This is a genomic window from Caenimonas soli (assembly GCF_013155545.1).
GTDB classification, from domain to species: Bacteria; Pseudomonadota; Gammaproteobacteria; order Burkholderiales; family Burkholderiaceae_C; genus Ramlibacter; species Ramlibacter soli.
This window is the reverse complement of sequence record NZ_JABJVV010000003.1, coordinates 102,647-119,929: the sequence shown is the minus strand read 5'-3', so window position 1 is coordinate 119,929 and position 17,283 is coordinate 102,647. Positions and strand designations below refer to the sequence as shown.

The 17,283-nt window shown below is 67.2% G+C and carries 17 protein-coding genes; 8 read left to right on the top strand and 9 right to left on the bottom strand.

Annotation, left to right across the window (positions count from 1 at the left end):
- Nucleotides 1–7: 7 nt before the first annotated feature.
- From HNE04_RS05700 to HNE04_RS28270, 6 genes are all read right to left on the bottom strand, one after another.
- Nucleotides 8–1,300, bottom strand: coding sequence for a TRAP transporter large permease (locus HNE04_RS05700; protein WP_172217555.1), 1,293 nt, complete (start codon nt 1,298–1,300; stop codon nt 8–10).
- Nucleotides 1,297–1,878: a TRAP transporter small permease subunit gene (locus tag HNE04_RS05695; protein ID WP_172217554.1), complete on the bottom strand. Its 582-nt coding sequence runs from the start codon at nt 1,876–1,878 to the stop codon at nt 1,297–1,299. The genes HNE04_RS05700 and HNE04_RS05695 overlap by 4 nt, the downstream gene beginning before the upstream one ends.
- A 74-nt stretch (nt 1,879–1,952) precedes the next feature.
- The gene (locus HNE04_RS05690) at nt 1,953–3,011 is read right to left on the bottom strand and encodes a TRAP transporter substrate-binding protein (protein ID WP_172217553.1); all 1,059 of its coding nucleotides are present in this window, start codon (nt 3,009–3,011) and stop codon (nt 1,953–1,955) included.
- A gap of 49 nt (nt 3,012–3,060) precedes the next feature.
- Complete coding sequence (locus HNE04_RS05685; RefSeq protein ID WP_172217552.1) at nt 3,061–3,813, bottom strand: aspartate/glutamate racemase family protein; 753 nt, start codon at nt 3,811–3,813, stop codon at nt 3,061–3,063.
- Between the two features lie 9 nt (nt 3,814–3,822).
- Nucleotides 3,823–5,235, bottom strand: coding sequence for a dihydropyrimidinase (hydA, locus tag HNE04_RS05680; protein WP_172217551.1), 1,413 nt, complete (start codon nt 5,233–5,235; stop codon nt 3,823–3,825).
- The gene (locus tag HNE04_RS28270) at nt 5,225–5,350 is read right to left on the bottom strand and encodes a hypothetical protein (protein ID WP_268904866.1); all 126 of its coding nucleotides are present in this window, start codon (nt 5,348–5,350) and stop codon (nt 5,225–5,227) included. The genes hydA and HNE04_RS28270 overlap by 11 nt, the downstream gene beginning before the upstream one ends.
- 207 nt (nt 5,351–5,557) lie before the next feature.
- Between HNE04_RS28270 and HNE04_RS05675 the strand changes: the two genes are divergently transcribed.
- From HNE04_RS05675 to HNE04_RS05665, 3 genes are all read left to right on the top strand, one after another.
- Entirely contained in the window at nt 5,558–6,283 is a 726-nt protein-coding gene (locus HNE04_RS05675) for a maleate cis-trans isomerase family protein (protein WP_172217550.1), read from the top strand.
- A gap of 74 nt (nt 6,284–6,357) precedes the next feature.
- A complete protein-coding gene (locus HNE04_RS05670; RefSeq protein ID WP_235964816.1) occupies nt 6,358–7,065 on the top strand; it encodes a GntR family transcriptional regulator in 708 nt (235 codons plus the stop codon).
- 180 nt (nt 7,066–7,245) lie between these two features.
- Nucleotides 7,246–8,463 carry a pyridoxal-phosphate-dependent aminotransferase family protein gene (locus tag HNE04_RS05665; RefSeq protein WP_172217549.1) on the top strand — a complete coding sequence of 406 codons (1,218 nt, stop codon included), beginning with the start codon at nt 7,246–7,248 and terminating at the stop codon, nt 8,461–8,463.
- On the opposite strand, the gene HNE04_RS05660 is transcribed toward HNE04_RS05665, so the two are convergent.
- Nucleotides 8,418–9,506 (bottom strand): GlxA family transcriptional regulator, encoded by a 1,089-nt coding sequence (locus tag HNE04_RS05660; RefSeq protein ID WP_172217548.1) that lies wholly within the window; start codon nt 9,504–9,506, stop codon nt 8,418–8,420. The genes HNE04_RS05665 and HNE04_RS05660 overlap by 46 nt on opposite strands.
- Nucleotides 9,507–9,618: 112 nt before the next feature.
- Between HNE04_RS05660 and HNE04_RS05655 the strand changes: the two genes are divergently transcribed.
- Nucleotides 9,619–10,920 carry a tetratricopeptide repeat protein gene (locus tag HNE04_RS05655; RefSeq protein ID WP_172217547.1) on the top strand — a complete coding sequence of 434 codons (1,302 nt, stop codon included), beginning with the start codon at nt 9,619–9,621 and terminating at the stop codon, nt 10,918–10,920.
- Here HNE04_RS05655 and fusA read toward each other — a convergent pair whose 3' ends face one another.
- Entirely contained in the window at nt 10,921–12,972 is a 2,052-nt protein-coding gene (gene fusA, locus HNE04_RS05650; protein WP_172217546.1) for an elongation factor G, read from the bottom strand. It abuts the gene before it with no gap.
- A gap of 139 nt (nt 12,973–13,111) precedes the next feature.
- Between fusA and HNE04_RS05645 the strand changes: the two genes are divergently transcribed.
- Complete coding sequence (locus HNE04_RS05645; RefSeq protein ID WP_172217545.1) at nt 13,112–13,318, top strand: hypothetical protein; 207 nt, start codon at nt 13,112–13,114, stop codon at nt 13,316–13,318.
- Between the two features lie 2 nt (nt 13,319–13,320).
- Here the strand turns inward: HNE04_RS05645 and HNE04_RS05640 are convergent, their stop codons facing one another.
- Nucleotides 13,321–14,166 carry a DMT family transporter gene (locus HNE04_RS05640; protein WP_172217544.1) on the bottom strand — a complete coding sequence of 282 codons (846 nt, stop codon included), beginning with the start codon at nt 14,164–14,166 and terminating at the stop codon, nt 13,321–13,323.
- A gap of 113 nt (nt 14,167–14,279) precedes the next feature.
- Here HNE04_RS05640 and HNE04_RS05635 point away from each other — a divergent pair, with 113 nt between their 5' ends.
- From HNE04_RS05635 to HNE04_RS05625, 3 genes are read left to right on the top strand one after another with little or no spacing between them, the layout of a single operon-like run.
- Nucleotides 14,280–15,650 carry a glutamine synthetase family protein gene (locus tag HNE04_RS05635; protein ID WP_172217543.1) on the top strand — a complete coding sequence of 457 codons (1,371 nt, stop codon included), beginning with the start codon at nt 14,280–14,282 and terminating at the stop codon, nt 15,648–15,650.
- A complete protein-coding gene (locus HNE04_RS05630; RefSeq protein ID WP_172217542.1) occupies nt 15,650–16,153 on the top strand; it encodes a GNAT family N-acetyltransferase in 504 nt (167 codons plus the stop codon). The genes HNE04_RS05635 and HNE04_RS05630 overlap by 1 nt, the downstream gene beginning before the upstream one ends.
- Nucleotides 16,150–17,283, top strand: coding sequence for an iron-containing alcohol dehydrogenase (locus HNE04_RS05625; protein ID WP_172217541.1), 1,134 nt, complete (start codon nt 16,150–16,152; stop codon nt 17,281–17,283). The genes HNE04_RS05630 and HNE04_RS05625 overlap by 4 nt, the downstream gene beginning before the upstream one ends.

The window sequence follows — 17,283 nt, the reverse complement described above, 5'->3', positions numbered from 1 at the left end:
CTTTCCATCACATGTGCGCCGGCAACCAGGTCACCAGCTGAGGCACCATCATGATCAGCAGGGTGAACAGGATCATGATGACCGCATAAGGCAGCGCGCCCCAGATCGCGTCCTCGATACCTCCGTTGTCCGGCCGGATGCCGTGCACCACGAACAGGTTCATGCCCACCGGTGGCGTGATCAGCCCCAGCTCGCACATCAGCACGATGAAGATGCCGAACCAGATCGGGTCCACGCCCAGGGCAATGGCGATGGGGTAGGTGATCGGGATGGTGGCCACTTGCATCGAGAGCACGTCCATGAACATGCCCAGGATCAGGTAGAACACGATCAGCGCCAGGATCAGCCCGGTGGCCGACAGGCCCAGTCCCGCCACCCATTTGGTCATCGCCTCGGCCACGCCGGTCAGGCTGATGGTGAGGTTCAGGATGAAAGCCGCCGCGATGATCAAGAGGATCATGCCGCTGACGCGCGCCGTGGAGATGAAACAGGTGCGCAGCAGTTCGCGATTGAGCTTGCCCGAATGCCAGGTGAAACCCAGGGCCGCGATCACGCCCAGGGCGGCGCTCTCGGCGGCGGTGGCGATGCCGAAGTACAGGCTGCCCATCACGATGCCGAACACCACTAGCGGAGGAATCAGGTGCACCAGCGAGCGGATGCGCTCGGGCAGCGGCACCATGGGTTCGCGGATGGCGTTGCCGCTGGCCAGGCTGGAGATCAGGATCCACAGCATGAAGCAGCCGGTGAGCAGCAGGCCCGGGATGATGCCGGCGATGAACAGCTTGCCGATCGAGTTGTTGGTCAGCGACCCGTACACGATCATGTTCACGCTGGGCGGGATCAGGATGCCCAGCGTGCCGCCGGCCGCCAGCGAGCCCAGCGAGGCGCGCATCGGGTAGCCGCGCTTCATCAGCGATGGCAGGGCCACCGTGCCGACGGTCGCCGCTGTCGCCACCGACGACCCGGAGGTCGCGGCGAACAGCGCGCAACTGCCGATGTTGGTGTGCAGCAGGCCGCCGGGCAGGCGTCCCAGCCAGGCCGACAGCGCGATGTACATGCGGTCGGCGATGCCCGATCGCAGCAGCAGCTCGCCCAGCAGCACGAACAGCGGGATGGAGGTGAGCAGGGCCTCGTTCTGCACGCCCCAGATCACCGGCGCGATCGAGTCCATGAAGGGCACGCCGTAGGCTGCAATGCCGCCCACGATGCCGACCACCGCCATCGACACGGCGATCGGCATGCCGACCAGCATCATCCCCAGCATCGCCACGAAGGCGAATGAAATTATCATCACGTTCATGGCTTGGCTCCTTCGCTCGCCTGGCGCACGGCCAAGTCGTCGAGCTCTTCCTTCAGTTCTTCCTTGGCGCTCTTGGGATGGAAGTCGTGGTTCAGCGTGTCGATACGTCCGCCGAACAACAGGGCGCTGGCTCGCGCCGCATAGCCGGTGGCCAGCAGGGCGAAGATCACCAGGCCGGCATACCACACGCTCTGCGGCCAGATCAGCGGCGTCGCCCAGGGCGTCTGCGCCGTGCTGCGGTACTGCAGGGTGTCGCCCAGGACCTTGAATGCCACGTAGGCGATGAAGATCGCGAACACGGCCAGCGATACGATGGACACCCAGTTCAGCCAGGCCTGCGCCCGGCGCGAGAACTTCTCGTGGAACACGTCGACGCGGATATGGTTGCGTCCCATCAGCGCCAGGCTGAAAGCAATGGTGGAGCCCACGGCCAGCGCATAGCCGCCCAATTCGTCGGCGCCTTGCAGCGAGACGTTGAACAGCTTGCGCGCCGCGGTTTCTATCGTCACCACCGTGGCCAGGCCCAGAAAGATCAGGCCGAACACCGTGGCCAGCGCGTTCTCGATGCGGTCTTTCATGGAGACTTGTTTGCTCGACGTCGCCGCCCGACCGGAGGGCGGCGAAAGGACGTCGGCTTGTCGGGCGGCGGCGTTCATTTCTGCCCCAGCGCCGGGCCGACGGTGGCTTGCCACTTTTGCGAGCAGCCGGGGTTGGACTTGTCGCAGACCTCGGCCCAGACCGGCAGCGATACTTTCGTCACGGCGCTGCGGATCAGGTCACCGTCGCCGGCCGTCACGGCCACGGGCGTCAGCTTGAACTTCTTGCCAGTGGTGCACGGATCCTTGCCGGTGTTGCAATTCAGCGCGTCCTGGAACAGCTCTTCGGAGTAGGTCCAGATTTCGTCAGTGAGCTTGTCGAAAGCGGTCTTCAGCTTGGCTTGCTGGTCGGGCTTGAGCTGGTTCCAGGATTTCATGGAGATCGCGTAGCCGTTCAGCGCCATTTGGAAGCCCAGCGGCAACTGGTGGGTCGTCACCTCAGGCCAGCCGGCGGAGTTGGCCGAGCTCGGGCCGGTGATCGCGCAATCGACGACGCCCAGCGACAGCGACTGGTGCGTGTCGGCGAAGGACACCGGCACCGGCGTGCCGCCGACCATTTCGATGAACTTGGCCAGGTTCTGGTCATAGACCCGTACCTTCATGCCCTTGATGTCAGCGAGCTTGGCGATCGGCTTCTTGCAGAACAGGATCTGCGGGCCGAAGGGCCAGACGCCCAGCAGCTTGACGCCGAACTGCTGCTGCAGCCGGGCGTCGACGGTGTCGAAGTAGGCCTTGGCGACCTTGCGGCCGGTGGCGTAGTCGGGGCTGGCGCCAACCAGGTCCAGGCCCAGCAGCGTGGGCTCGTCGCGCGAATTCTGCGACACGCGCAGCGAGACGATGTCGAACAGGCCGGCCTTCATCACGCGCAGCTGCTCGGTGTCCTTGAGGCCCAGGGTGTCGATCGGCTTGTAGTCGACATCGATAGGCAGGCCGGTGCGGGCCGCGAAATTCTCGAAGAACGGCTGCTCCTTGTTCTTCTGGATCAGGCCGGTCGCCAGCGGCTGGCCGATCGCCTTGAATTTCAGGCGCTCCTGCGCCTGGGCAGGTGCGGCCAGCAGCGCGCAGGCGAGCGCCGCGCAGGCCAGCAGGCCGGAGGGGTTGAGAAGGGTTTTCATGCGGGAGGCTCCTTGTAGTGAGGGAGGTGGCGGGAACGACAGGGGGAAATCAGTGGTCAGGTGCCGCAGCCAACGCGCGCGCCAGCGGCTCGGACAGGCCCCTGTTGGCCTTGACGGGTGGCGGCGCGAAGCTGCCTTTGCGTGCGCAGCCGGGCTGCAGGGTGACGAGGCTTTGGGCATGGCAGACGGCGCTGGAGACGCCGTCCACCACGGGGACCGGAAGGCGGCCGCGCAGGCCGCGGGCCAGGCCGGCCAGCGGCGCGCCGGCCAGGATGATCACGTCGGCGCCGTCTTCATCGACGGCGCGCTCGCACAGCGCCTGCAGGCGCGTGCTGTGATCCTGCTGCACGGCACCTATGTCGGCCAGTGGCTGGTCGAGCGCGCGGATGCTGGCCAGCCGCCCGGCCAGGCCGTTGGCTTGCACCACCTCGCGGTACCAGGCCTGGATGCGCTGCGAAATCGCGATGATGGAAAAGCGGTGGCCCAGCAGGCAGGCGCTGGCCAGCGCCGATTCCGTCAGGCCCAGCACCGGCACCGGCAAGAGCTCGCGAATGCCGGCCAGGCCCGGGTCGCCGAAGGCGGCGACGATCACGGCGTCATGTTGCGGGCCGTGCTCGGCGGCCAGCCCGGCTGCCGCATAAGCGCCGATCAAGGCTTCCAATCGCGTTTCGATGTAGGCCACGCCGAACGGCGCCGTGAGCACCGTGAGCTCGGTGCCTGGCGCGGCGCTGCGCTGGGCCTCCATGCGTATGAGCTCGCTCACGCTCTCGGAGATGTTGGGGTTGATCAGCAGGATGCGCATGTCGGTCCTTCAGCTGCGGCGTGGCGCGATGGAGGGCGTGCCGCAGGGCAGGAAGCGGCCGCGGCCGGCGCGGCTTTGCAGGCTCTTGCCATCCCATACGACTTCACCGCGGCTGAGCGTGAGGCCGGGCCAGGCCTTCAGGTGCATGCCTTCGTAGGGCGTGTAGTCCACGGCGTGGTGCAGCTGCGAATTGCGGATGGTCACTTCGCGCTCATCCCAGATCACCAGGTCGGCGTCGCTGCCGATGGCGATGGTTCCCTTGCGCGGATGCAGGCCGTAGGCCTTGGCCGGATTGGTGGCCGTGAGCTCGACGAAGCGATTGATGGTCATGCGGCCGGCCAGCACGCCTTCGGAGTACAGCAGCGGCAGCCGGGTTTCCAGCCCCGCGATGCCGTTGGGGATGTGGCGGAACGGCACTTCCGCGCCGCCAGGCTTCTTGCCGGCGGGATCGTCGTAGTTGAAGGGCGCATGATCCGAGGAGAAGACCGTGAACAGCCCGTCGTTCAAGCCGTTCCAGATCAGTTCCTGGTTGGCCTTGTCGCGCGGCGGCGGGCTGCAGATGCAGCGTGCGCCCTGGTAGCTGTCGTCGATGCCGAGGTCCTCGGCCGTGAGAAAGAGGTATTGCGGGCAGGTCTCGGCGAAGATGGTGAGGCCCTGGGCGCGGGCCCAGCGGATCTGCTCGATCGCTTCCTTGCCGGAGACGTGAACGATCAGGATCGGCACGTCCACCAGTTGCGACAGGGCGATGGCCCGGTGCGTGGCCTCGCGCTCCACCAGCATCGGCCGGGAATGGGCGTGAAAGCGCGGGGCGGTGCGGCCGAGGGCCTCCAGGCGCTTGGTCAGCCACTCGATGCAGTCGGCGTTTTCCGCATGGACCATCGCCAGCGCGCCGTGGCGGCGCGCGACGTCGAACACGTCGAGCATCTGACCGTCGTCCAGCTTGAGGTCGTCGTAGGTCATGTAGACCTTGAACGAGGTGTAGCCCTCGGCGATCAGCGCCGGCAGTTCCTCTTCCAGCACCTGGGGCGTGGGGTCGCTCACGATCAGGTGGAAGGCGTAGTCCACATGGGCCCGGCCTTCGGCGCGGCCGTGATAGTCCTGCACGGCGGCCCGCAGCGACTGGCCCTTGGCCTGGGCCGCGAAGGGAATGACGGTGGTGGTCCCGCCGCAGGCGGCGGAGCGGGTGCCGCTGTCGAAGTTATCGGCCATGCGCGCCGGTCCTTCCATCGGCTGATCGAGATGGCAATGCGCGTCGACGCCGCCCGGGGTGACGACGCGGCCGGCGGCATCGATCTCGCGGGCTCCGCCCTCCAGACCGCTGCCCAGCTGGGCGATGCGACCGCCACGGATGCCGATGTCGCAGTCGAAGGTGTCGCTGGCGGTGGCGACACGGGCGTTGCGGATGAGCAGGTCAAAGGCCATGGCCGGAACCCATCTGCACCACGTCGGTGCCGGCTCTGCCCATAATCAATGCAGACAGTATTGTTGACAAAACGCCATCGGCGTTGTTTTGGTGCGCGAGGAGCATGGCGGTCATCTTTCCTTGGCGGATCGCAAAATCCAGGCCATGTGAGCCCGGATAGCGGTGGGTTACTTCGGTGATGAATGATCGGCCAAGAACAAAAGGATTCAGTTAGTGTTTACACTGATGTTGACAGTTTCATCCAAATCTTCGTTAATCGGGTTGCCGGCCTTCCCTCATACTGGAGGCCTGTTCCGACCTTTTTCCTCTGGAGCGTCCTGAATGTCCCGACCTGTCCGCCTGGGTGTGCTGACACCTTCGTCCAATACCGCGCTGGAGCCGCTGACCAGCGCGCTGGTCGGCGGCCTGCCGGGTGCGAGCGTCCATTTCTCGCGCTTCAAGGTCACCGAGATCGCCCTGGACGACCGGGCGCTGGGCCAGTTCGACGACAGCAAGATCCTGGCGGCGGCCGAACTGCTGGCCGACGCCAAGGTCGATGCGATCGGCTGGAGCGGTACCTCGTCCGGCTGGCTGGGGTTCGATGCCGACTTGCGGCTGTGCGAGCGCATCCGCGAACGCACCGGAATCCCGGCCACCACGGCGGTGCTGGCGCTCAATGAGCTGCTCGCGCTGCACGGCGTCAAGCGCCTGGCCTTCGTCACGCCGTACACCGACGACGTGCAGGCCCGCATCGTTGCCAACTACCGCGCGCTTGGAATCGACGTGGTCGCCGAGCGCCACCTGGGCATCCGCGTCAACCACGATTTCGCCCAGGTCGATCCGCAAAACCTGCTGGCGTTGATGCGCGAGGTGGCGGAGCACAAGCCCCAAGCCATCACCACGTTCTGCACCAACCTGCGCGCCGCTGCCATGGCGCAGCAGGTCGAGCGCGAACTGGCCATTCCGCTGCTGGACACCGTGAGCACCACGGTGTGGGGCCTGCTGCGCATCGCCGGTGTGCCCACCGAGCAGGTGACGGGCTGGGGGGAGTTGTTCCAGTGGCGCTGACCCCCGCACGGCCCGGCGCGCTCGATAGAATGCAGGCGCCCTCCCACAGCCATTCCCATAGCCACTCCGACACCATGCCCGCCACCGCGCGCAAGCCCGCCGCCACCCGCATCGAGCGCGAGAACACCGTCGACGAGATCTACGAGCGGATCTACGTCGCCATCCTCGAGCATCGCCTGCAGCCCGGCACCAAGCTGGGCGAGGAAAAGCTGGCGGACATCTTCGGCGTCAGCCGGGCGCGCGTGCGCGAGGTGCTGGCGCGCCTGGCCCACGAGCAGATCGTCGAGCTCTATCCGCAGCGCGGCGCCTTCATCGCCAAGCCCTCGATCGAGCAGGCGCGCGACGTGTTCGAGGCGCGCCGACTGATCGAGCCGGCGGTGCTGCGGCGGCTGATCGATACCCACACGCCGGAGAAGATCGCGCGGCTGCGCCAGCACCAGGAACTGGAGGCCGACGCGCGCCGGCGCAACGACAAGCGCGCCGTGATCCGGCTCTCCGGCGAGTTCCACACCCTGGCCGCGGAACTGGCCGGCAACTCGGCGCTGGCGCGCAGCATGCGCGAGCTGTGCATGCTGACCTGCCTGACCATCTTCCTCTACGACGCACCGACGGCCAGCAGCTGCCGCAATGACGAGCATCAGCTCATCATCGACGCGGTCGCCAAGCGCGACCGGGCGCGGGCCGAAAAGCTGATGCTGGACCACCTCGATCACATCGAGAGCAGCCTCAAGCTCGACAACACCAACGGCGACGTGGACCTCGAGGCCATCTTCAAGGGCTGAACCCCCTGCGCAGGGACCCGGGTACCCGCACGTGTAAGCGAGCGGGCGGGCTCGTTCGCGCGCCCTGCCGCTAATTATGCATACAAATGTTCCGGCAACTTCAGCCGCAGAGCGTATTTACCTCTGAGGATAGTGTGCCTACAGTCTCGGATATTGCATACAAAACCAAGGAGCGTTTCCATGCAGAGCCTGAACTTCCATCCCGCCGGCCGACATTTCCTGCAGATTCCCGGCCCCAGCCCGGTGCCCGACCGCCTGCTGCGCGCCATGAGCTATCCCACCATCGACCACCGGGGGCCGGAGTTCGGGGCGCTGGGTCGCCGGGTCCTCAGCGGCATTCGGGGCATCTTCAAGACCGAGCATCCGGTCGTGATTTACCCGGCGTCCGGCACCGGCGCCTGGGAGGCCGCGCTGGTCAACACCCTGAGCGCGTGCGACCATGTGCTGATGTTCGAGACCGGCCATTTCGCCACGCTGTGGCAGAAGATGGCGCTGCGCCTGGGCCTGCAGCCCGAGTTCCTGGGCTTGCCCGGCACCGAGGGCTGGCGCCGCGGCGTGCAGGCCGACATGATCGAGGAGCGGCTGAGGGCCGACGCGCAGCATTCGATCAAGGCCGTCTGCGTGGTCCACAACGAAACATCCACCGGTGTCACTTCCGACATCGCCGGCGTGCGGCGCGCCATCGATGCGGCCCGCCACCCGGCCTTGCTGATCGTCGACACGATCTCCGGCCTGGCCTCGGCCGACTACCGCCACGACGAATGGGGCGTGGACGTCACCGTGAGCGGTTCGCAAAAGGGCTTGATGCTGCCGCCCGGCATCAGCTTCAACGCACTCTCGCCGCGGGCACTGGAAGCGAGCAAGAACTCCAAGCTGCCCAAGTCGTTCTGGGAATGGGACGAGATCGTGGAGATGAACCAGACCGGTTACTGGCCCTACACGCCCAACACCAACCTGCTGTACGCATTGGCCGAGTCCATCGACATGCTGATGGAAGAAGGCCTGCCGCAGGTGTTCGCCCGCCACGACCGATTGGGCGAGGCCTGCCGCCGCGCCGTGCGGGCCTGGGGGCTGGAAATCCAGTGCGCCGATCCGGCCGTCTACTCGCCGGTGCTGACCGGCGTGATGATGCCCGCAGGCGTGGACGCCGACGCGGTGCGCCAGCTCATCTACAAGAACTTCAACATGTCGCTGGGCGCGGGCTTGGGCAAGGTGAAGGGCAAGATGTTCCGCATCGGCCACCTGGGCGACTGCAATGACCTGACGCTGATGGCCGCGCTCGCGGGCTGCGAGATGGGATTGAAGCTGGCCGGGGTGCGGCTGCGCGAAAGCGGCACTGCGGCGGCGATGGACTACCTCGGCGCCACGGCAGCTGATTCGACGCGCCGGCCCGGCTGAGCCCCGGCATCTCCGGCCAGCCCCTGCAGCTCGCGCGCGAGTTTGCCGAAGCGCTGCCGGTACTGTGCGGGCGTCATGCCCACCTTGCGCCGGAACAGGCGGCTGAAAAAGCTGCTGTCGCTGTAGCCCACGTCGAAGGCCACCGCCTCGACCGGCGTGTCGCCTGATTCCAGCAGCTGCTTGGCCTCCTCCAGTCGCACGTGGTGCACGTATTCCAACGGCGACATGCCGGTGGCCTGCGCGAAGCGGCGCTTGAAGCTGCGCTCGGGCAGCTGCGACAGCGTCACCATGTGCGCGACCGGGGCCTCGCGCATGTAGTTCGCGGAAGCCCATTCCTGGCAGCGCGCGATCGCAGGATCGGCGGCTTGGTTGCCGTGGGTGAGCGAGGCGTAGGCGATCGGGCTGGCGCTGCTCAGGTCCATCAGGTTGATGCGTGCGACGTGCATCGCCTCTTCGGGTCCGGCGAAGCGCGCCACCAGGGCCAGCACCAGCAGATGCCAGGAAACGCCGCTGCCGGCCATGAGGATGCGGCCGTCCGCAGCAGTGACGAGCCCGCGCTCGGGGTGCCAGCGCGTGCGCGGATGCTCGCGCCGCAGGTGCTCGCAATAAGCCCAGTGCGAGGTCGCGTCGAGCCCATCCAGCAGCCCCGTGCGCGCCAGGATCACGGCGCCGGAACAGGCGGATGCCAACAGCGCGCCACCCGTGTAGCTGGCCAGCAGCCACTGCACCGCAGAATCGAACCGATCGCCCACGTCGGTCCCCGGCGGCACCATCACGTCGCCGACGACGACCACCTCGGGATGGGAGCATTGCGCGAAGCTGGCTTCGGGCGTGATCCACACACCGTTCGCGGCCTCGAAGGGTTTGCCATCCGGACTCACGACCAGGGGGCGGAACGGCGAGTCGGCAGGCACGCCGCCATGCAGCATGGTCCAGTCCCGCCGCACGCTGGCGAGCGCGTCGTAGAACCCGTACAGCGTCGCCGCGCTGGCGTCCGGGAGGCCCAGGAGCGCGACAGTGATGGGCTCAGCCGAGTGGCGCATTGGCAGGAATGGCCGGTATGTTGCAGGAATGACCTTAGTTTAGGCGCTGCATCCATTTCACACTCATCTCCCCGCACCCCGATTCATCCATCTTCTGCAAAGGACGACCGAAATGAAAGACCACCTGGGCCTCACATTGTCCGGCGCCAACGACGCCGGCCTGCGCGCCTACAACCAGGCGCAGGACGAGTTCAAATGTTTCATCGGCGATCCGGCGGCTGCCGTCGAGCAGGCTATCGCCGCCAGCCCCGAGATGACCATGGCCTGGCTGTTCAAGGCCTGGCTCTACCTGCTGGGCACGGAGCCCGCAGGCTTGGCGGTAGCGCGCGAAGCTTGCGACATGGCCCGCCGCCTGCCCGCCAATGCGCGCGAGCGACGCCATCTGGAGGCCGCAACGCTGCTGGCGCACGGCCACTGGTACGAGGCCGGCCGCACGCTGGAAGATCTCAGCCTGGATGAGCCGCGGGATCTGCTGGCCTTGCAGGCCGGCCACCAGATCGACTTCTTCACCGGCGATTCGCGCATGCTGCGCGACCGCATGGCCCGGGCGCTGCCGGCCTGGCAGCACGGCAGCTATGGCTTTCACGCCGTGCTGGGCATGTACGCCTTCGGCCTGGAAGAAACCGGGGACTACGACGCTGCCGAGAAGCAGGGCCGCCGCGCCGTTGAGCTCGAACCGCGCGACAGCTGGGCGTGGCACTCGGTGGCGCATGTCCAGGAAATGAAGAACCAGCCCGAGGCCGGCATCGAGTGGTTGCAGCCGAACTCGGCCGTGTGGTCCAACGGCAGCTTCCTGGCCGTTCACAACTGGTGGCACCTGGCGTTGTTCCACCTCGAGGTCGGCCAGACCGAGGAAGTGCTGCGGCTGTACGACCAATCCATCGGTGGCCCAGGCTCCAGCGTGGTGCTGGACATGCTCGATGCGAGTGCCATGCTGTGGCGGCTGCAACTGCGCGGCGTCGATGTCGGTGACCGCTGGCAGCCCCTGGCCGAGCGCTGGCATGCCGTGCTGGTGCCGGGCCTCTACGCCTTCAACGACATGCACGCGATGATGGCCTATGCAGGCGCGGGTCGCGACGCCGAACAGCAGGCCATGCTGGAAGCGCAACGCGAGGCGCTGCAGCGCGACGACGACAACGCCGTGTTCACCCGCGAGGTCGGCTTGCCGGTGGCCCAGGCCATCCGGGCGTTCGCGGCGCGCGACTTCGCGCGCAGTGCGCAGCTGCTGCGCGCCATCCGCAGCCGCGCCAGCCGCTTTGGCGGCAGCCACGCGCAGCGGGACGTGATCGACCTGACCTTGCTGGAAGCGGCGCAGCGTGGCGGGCAGGAAGCGCTGGCCTCGGCCCTGGCTTTCGAGCGCCTGTGCCTGCGCCCGCGCAGTTCCACCGTGCGCCCGCTGGCGCTGGCGGCCTGATCAGCCTTCGTCCTTGACCCGGTATTGCGACGCCAGCTGCGCCTGCACCGACGGCGGCACCTGCTCGTAATGGCTGAAGGCCAGGGTGTAGCGGCCCTGGCCGCCGGTCAGCGCATTCAGGCGCGACTGGTAGGCCGCCAGTTCCGACAACGGCGCCTGCGCCAGCACCGCCAGGCCGTTGGGCGCCGCGGCGGTGCCGCTGACCTGGCCGCGCCGTGAGGCCAGGTCGCCGGTGATGTCGCCGATGTTCTGCTCCGGCGCCGCGATCTCCACGTTGACGATGGGTTCCAGCACGCTGGGCCGCGCCGCCTGCACCGCCGCCACCAGCGCCTTGCGCCCCGCCGTGATGAAGGCGATCTCCTTGCTGTCCACGCTGTGGTGCTTGCCGTCGTAGACGATGACGCGCAGGTCGACGACCGGATAGCCGGCGACCACACCCGCCTCCAGCGCCTGGCGCACACCCTTCTCCACGGCCGGCATGAAGTTGTAGGGGATCGCCCCGCCCTTGACCTGGTCGACGAACTCGAAGCCGGCGCCGCGCGGCAGCGGCTCCACCCGCAGGAACACCTCGCCGAACTGGCCGGCGCCCCCGGTCTGCTTCTTGTGGCGGTGGTGGCCCTCGGCCGGCGCCGTGATGGTCTCGCGGTAGGCGATGCGCGGCGGGCGCGTGTTCACCTCGCAGCGGTGCACCTCGGTCAGCCGGTCCAGCAAGGTTCGCAGGTGCAACTCGCCCAGGCCGTAGACCACGCTCTCGTTGGTGGCGGCCACATGCTCCAGGCGCAGGCAGGGGTCCTCGCTGACCAGCTTTTGCAGGATGTCGTGCAGCCGCTGCTCGTCGCCGCGGCGCTTGGGCTCGATCGCCAAGCCGTGCACCGGCACCGGAAAATCCAGCGGCGCCAGGTGCACGCGGTCGTCATCGGGCGAGTCGTGCAGCACGGCGTCGAAGTGCAGTTCTTCCACCTTGGCGATGGCGCACAGGTCGCCCGGCAAGGCCCGCGACACCTCGGCGAAGTCCTTGCCCTGCAGCGTGAACAGATGGCCCACCTTGAAAGGGCGGCGCGCATCGCCCACATAGAGCTGGCTGCCCGCCGTCAGGGTTCCCTGGTGCACCCGCAGCACGCCCATCTTGCCGACATAAGGGTCCTGCGCGATCTTGAAGACATGGGCCAGCACATGGCGGCTGGGATCGGGCTCGGCGCGCAGGGGCTGGGCCTCGGCGCCCTCGCCCTTGAGGAACTTGGGCGGGTTGCTTTCCGTCGGATCGGGCAGCAGGCGCGCGATCACGTCCAGGAGCTCGGGCACGCCGGCGCCGGTGCGCGCGGAGACAAAGCAGATCGGGATCAGGTGCCCTTCCCGCAAAGCCTGCTCCAGCGGAGCGTGCAGTTCCTGGGGGTCCACGTCGCCATCGTTCAAGTAGCGCTCGACGAAGGCGGCGTCGACCTCCACCACCTGCTCCACCAAGGCGCGGTGCGCCTGCGCCACCGAGGAGAAATCGGTTTCGCCGCCGTCCTGCGTCATGTTGAAGAAGCAATCCACCACGCGCGCCCCGCGCTGCGCCGGCAGGTTCAGCGGCAGGCACTCGCGGCCGAACGCGGCCTGGATCTGTCCCACCAGCGCTTGCAGGTTGACGCCCTGGGCATCGATCTTGTTGACGATGATGATCCGGTCGCGCTCGCGCTGCGCCGCCCACTGCATCATCCGTACGGCCATCGGCTCGACACCGGTGGTCGCGCTGATCACCACGGCCGCGGTTTCCACCGCCTCCAGTGCCGGCAGGGATTGGCCGAGAAAGTCAGGCGCGCCGGGGGTGTCGATCAGATGGGCCTGGATGCCGCCGTGCTTGAAATGGACCAGTGAGGAGTTGAGCGAACGCTGGGCCCGGCGTTCCAGCGGATCGTGGTCGCTCACGGTGGAGCCACGCTCGACGCTGCCCGGCGCACCCAGCGCTCCAGCTTTCCACAGCAGGGCCTCGACCAGGCTGGTCTTGCCCGCCGTCGCCGGGCCCACCAGGGCCAGGGTGCGTAGCGCGGCGATCTCGGCGGGTGTGGGCATCGTGATCTCCTTGGCGGGAAAAACGAAGAAGCATGTTAAGCCAGCCAAGCAGGCTGTGGCTCAGCCGGTGGTTCTTGTCCGAAGGTCGCCCAAGGTGTTGTCCTACACCACGTGAGTACTTGCTCGCTATCCTGGGCGCATGGCACCGGAAAAAGAGCGAAAACCACCTCGTGAAGAATTCGAGGTGGCCTACTACACCAAAGAGCTGGGCCGTCCCTTGCAGCGCAAACTGTTGCAGCGACGCCTGAACGACCTCTCGGAAAGTCACATCACCGCCGCCAGCCATGGCGACGAGCCGTCATGGGAGGGCTACGGCCCGCCCCCGCCCGAAGACAGGGCCGGCTAAAGCTAGCCCATCCGCAAGGCCAAGACGCCGGCCACGATCACGGCCGTGCCGACTGCGCGCCGCAGGTTGAAGGCTTCCTTCAGGAACCAGGTGCCGAGCAGAACCGCGAACAGCACCGAGGTTTCGCGCAATGCCGCCACGGTAGCCACGGGCGCTTGCGTCATGGCCCACAGGGCCAAGCCGTAAGAGCCTTTGGAGGCGAGCGCCCCGCCCATCGCAAAGGGCCAGCGCGCTCGCGCATAGGGCCAGGCAACGCTCCGCCCACGCCGGGCTAGTACCAGCAGTGCAAACGGCCACCCGCTCAAGGCAAACAGCGCCAGCACGTACTGCAGAGGATTGCCGCTTGCCCGCACGCCCAGTGCATCGACCACCGTGTACAGGGCGATGATCGCCGCGTTGGCCAGCGCGAAGCCCACGGCCTTGGGCTGTGCGAGCGCCTCGCGCGAGAGGCCCATCGCGGTGACGCCCGCGCATACGCCCAGCACTCCGGCCCAGGCCCAGGAGCTCAGCGTTTCGCCCAGCGCCAGGCTGGCTGCGAGTGCCACCAGCAAGGGCGCCGTGCCACGCATCAGCGGATAAGCCAGGCCCAGGTCGCCATGGCGCAAGGCGCCCGCCAGGGTGATGAAGTAGCCGACGTGGATGGCCACCGAGGCCAGGATGTACGGCCAGGCCTCGGCCGGGGGCCCGCCTACCGCCAGCGCCGCGGGGAGTGCTATGAGCGCGCCGGTGCCGTGCATCACGGCTGTGTCCAGCTCCTGGTCCGGACTGGCCTTGATGACCGCGTTCCAGCTCGCGTGCAACAGGGCGCCCAGCAGCACGGCGGCGGCGACCATCCAGGTCAGTGTCATGCGATGAGGGGCGCGGGAGCCATGGTGTGCGGAGTATGTCTCGGCTAGAGAGCACGGTTTCACCACACGAGCTGAAACTTTTCGCGTAGGCTGCTCAAAAGGAGAAGCGCAACATGGCAACCAAGGTCCACCCCGCCCTGGCGGCGATCCGCAAATCCGGTGCCGCCAAGGTCAAGGTCGCCTGCAGCGACATCGACGGCGTGCTGCGCGGCAAGTACCTGCACAAGGACAAGTTCGAGGGTGCGGCCGACCCGGGGCCCGGCGGCGGCTTTGGTTTCTGCGATGTGGTCTTCGGCTGGGACTGCACCGATGTCACCTACGACAACGCCCAGGTGACGGGCTGGCAGCACGGCTTTCCTGACGCCCTGGCGCGGCTGGACCTGAACACCCACCGGAAGGTGCCCTGGGACGGCGGGGTGGATTTCTTCCTGGGCGAGTTCATCAATACCGACGGCACACCGTACGCCGTGTGCCCGCGCCAGACCTTGAAGCGCGTGTTGAAGCGCGCCGAGAAGCTCGGCTTCCAGGTGATGACCGGCATGGAATACGAGTGGTTCAATTTCCTGGAAACGCCGCAGAGCTGGGCGGCCAAGAAGGGCGTCGGCCCGGAAACGCTGACGCCGGGAATGTTCGGCTACTCGCTGCTGCGGGTGAACCAGAACCGCGAGTTCTTCAACGCCATCATGGACGAGATGCTGGCCTTCGGCGTGCCGATCGAGGGGCTGCACACCGAAACCGGGCCGGGCGTTTACGAAGCCGCCATCGCTTTCAGCGAAGCGCTGGAGCAGGCCGACCGCGCCATCCTGTTCAAGACCGGCGCCAAGGAAATCGGCGCGCGCTTCGGCATCATGCCCAGCTTCATGGCCAAGTGGAGCGCGCAATACCCGGGCTGCAGCGGCCACATCCACCAGAGCCTGTCGGATGGCAAGGCCAACCAGTTCTACGACGCCAAGAGCCCGCGCAAGATGAGCAAGCTGTTCGAGAGCTACCTGGCGGGCCAGGTGCACTGCCTGATGGAGTTCGCGCCCATGTTCTGGCCGACCATCAACAGCTACAAGCGCCTGGTGGACGGCTTCTGGGCGCCGGTCAAGCCGACCTGGGGCATGGACAACCGCACGGCCAGCTTTCGCGTGATCGCCGGCAGCGCCAAGGCGACCCGGCTGGAAACGCGCTGCCCCGGCGCCGACGTCAATCCCTACCTGGCCATGGCGGCCGTGATCGCGGCGGGCCTGTACGGCGTGGAGAAGGGGCTCAAGCTCACCGCGCCGCCGATCACCGGCACCAACCAGGGCGCGGAGAACATCCCGCGGGCCCCGCGCACCCTGGTGGAAACCACCCGCAATTTCAGCAACTCCAAGATTGCCCGGGATTTTCTGGGCGATACCTTCGTCGAACATTTCGCCGCCACCCGCGACTGGGAATGGCGCCAGTGGCTGGACGGTGTGACCGACTGGGAGTTGAAACGGTATTTCGAGGTCATCTGATGAACATCCGCCGCTTGTCCCCCGACGACGCACCCGGCTACCGCACGCTGCGGTTGCGCGCGCTGTGGGAGTTGCCGCAGGCGTTCACCTCCAGTTATGAAGAAGATGAAAAGCTGCCGCTCGAGGCTTCCGAGAAAAGACTGGGCAGCCATCACAACAGGTTCTGGGGTGCTTTCGAGGGCGACGAGCTGTGCGGCATGGTCGGCCTCGAGTGCGAAACCCGGGCCAAGAATCGCCACAAGGCCAAGGTCGTCGGCATGTACGTGGCGCACGAGCAGACCGGCCGCGGCATGGGCGGCGCCTTGATGAAAGCCTTGATCGACGATGCCCGGGCCTCGCGCCTGGAATTGCTGGTGCTGACGGTGACCGAAGGCGACAGCGCCGCCCTGCGCCTGTACCAGCGCAGCGGCTTCCGCTCGTTCGGCATCGAGCCGCGCGCGATCAAGGTCGACGGCCACGCCTATCCCAAGAATCACATGTACCTGGAACTGCCCCCATCATGAGCATCACCGGTTTCTCGTTTCCCACCGCCATCCGCTTCGGCCCCGGCGCGCGCCGGGAGGTGGCGCAGCATCTGCTGGCGCAGGGATTGAAGCGTCCGCTGATCGTCACCGACAGGGCCCTCGGCGCCTTGCCCGTGCTGGCCGAATTCAAGAGCCATCTCGCCGGCCTGGAGGCGGCGGTGTTCGCCGGAGTGTTCGGCAACCCCACCGCCAGCCAGGCCATGGAGGGCGCGGCCGCCTTCAAGGCCCATCGCGCCGACTGCGTCATCGGCTTCGGCGGTGGCGCTGCACTGGACGTGGCCAAGGTGGTCGGCATCGCCGCCACGCACGAGGGCCACATCATCGAGTACGCCTGGGACCATCCCCGGGTGCGGGCCATCGAGCGCGAGCTGCCGTATTTCGTCGCGCTGCCCACGACCGCGGGCACCGGTTCCGAAGTCGGCCGCTCCGCCGTGATCAGCGAAGACGACACGCACCTGAAGCGCATCGTCTTCAGCCCCAAGGTGCTGGCCAAGATCGTGTTCGCCGATCCGGAGCTCACCCTCGGCCTGCCGCCGCACGTCACAGCGGCAACCGGCATGGACGCACTGACCCACAACATCGAGAGCTACCTGTCGCCGGCCTACCACCCGCTGTGCGACGGCATCGCCTTGGAAGGAACGCGCATCGCCGCCCGGGCATTGCTCACCGCGGTGAGCGAGCCGTCCAACCTGCAGGCGCGCGGCGACATGATGATGGCCTCGATGATGGGCGCCATCGCCTTCCAGAAGGACCTGGGTGCGGTTCATTCCTGCGCCCATGCGCTGGGGGCGGTGTGCGACCTGCACCATGGCCTGGCCAACGCACTCATGATCGACACCGTGCTGGCGTGGAACTGGGAGGCCGCGCCGGAGAAGTTCGACGAGCTGGCCCATGTCTGCAAGGTGTCGGGCGGCGGCGAGGAGTTCGTGCCCTGGCTGCGCGCGCTCAAGTACCGCGCCGGCATCTCGGGAAAACTGGAGGAGCACGGCGTCAAGCGCGAGCAGATCCCGCGGCTGGTGGAGATCGCGGTGGCCGACATCTGCCACCAGACCAATCCCCGGCCCTGCACGGCGGCGGATTTCCGGCGGCTGTTCGAAGAAGCGATGTAG

Excerpts from the sequence above, each read along its gene's own strand:
- HNE04_RS05700 (WP_172217555.1), bottom strand. The coding sequence starts at position 1,300 with ATGAACGTGATGATAATTTCATTCGCCTTCGTGGCGATGCTGGGGATG.
- HNE04_RS05695 (WP_172217554.1), bottom strand. The coding sequence starts at position 1,878 with ATGAAAGACCGCATCGAGAACGCGCTGGCCACGGTGTTCGGCCTGATC.
- HNE04_RS05690 (WP_172217553.1), bottom strand. The coding sequence starts at position 3,011 with ATGAAAACCCTTCTCAACCCCTCCGGCCTGCTGGCCTGCGCGGCGCTC.
- HNE04_RS05685 (WP_172217552.1), bottom strand. The coding sequence starts at position 3,813 with ATGCGCATCCTGCTGATCAACCCCAACATCTCCGAGAGCGTGAGCGAG.
- hydA (WP_172217551.1), bottom strand. The coding sequence starts at position 5,235 with ATGGCCTTTGACCTGCTCATCCGCAACGCCCGTGTCGCCACCGCCAGC.
- HNE04_RS28270 (WP_268904866.1), bottom strand. The coding sequence starts at position 5,350 with ATGACCGCCATGCTCCTCGCGCACCAAAACAACGCCGATGGCGTTTTG.
- HNE04_RS05675 (WP_172217550.1), top strand. The coding sequence starts at position 5,558 with ATGTCCCGACCTGTCCGCCTGGGTGTGCTGACACCTTCGTCCAATACC.
- HNE04_RS05670 (WP_235964816.1), top strand. The coding sequence starts at position 6,358 with ATGCCCGCCACCGCGCGCAAGCCCGCCGCCACCCGCATCGAGCGCGAG.
- HNE04_RS05665 (WP_172217549.1), top strand. The coding sequence starts at position 7,246 with ATGCAGAGCCTGAACTTCCATCCCGCCGGCCGACATTTCCTGCAGATT.
- HNE04_RS05660 (WP_172217548.1), bottom strand. The coding sequence starts at position 9,506 with ATGCGCCACTCGGCTGAGCCCATCACTGTCGCGCTCCTGGGCCTCCCG.
- HNE04_RS05655 (WP_172217547.1), top strand. The coding sequence starts at position 9,619 with ATGAAAGACCACCTGGGCCTCACATTGTCCGGCGCCAACGACGCCGGC.
- fusA (WP_172217546.1), bottom strand. The coding sequence starts at position 12,972 with ATGCCCACACCCGCCGAGATCGCCGCGCTACGCACCCTGGCCCTGGTG.
- HNE04_RS05645 (WP_172217545.1), top strand. The coding sequence starts at position 13,112 with ATGGCACCGGAAAAAGAGCGAAAACCACCTCGTGAAGAATTCGAGGTG.
- HNE04_RS05640 (WP_172217544.1), bottom strand. The coding sequence starts at position 14,166 with ATGACACTGACCTGGATGGTCGCCGCCGCCGTGCTGCTGGGCGCCCTG.
- HNE04_RS05635 (WP_172217543.1), top strand. The coding sequence starts at position 14,280 with ATGGCAACCAAGGTCCACCCCGCCCTGGCGGCGATCCGCAAATCCGGT.
- HNE04_RS05630 (WP_172217542.1), top strand. The coding sequence starts at position 15,650 with ATGAACATCCGCCGCTTGTCCCCCGACGACGCACCCGGCTACCGCACG.
- HNE04_RS05625 (WP_172217541.1), top strand. The coding sequence starts at position 16,150 with ATGAGCATCACCGGTTTCTCGTTTCCCACCGCCATCCGCTTCGGCCCC.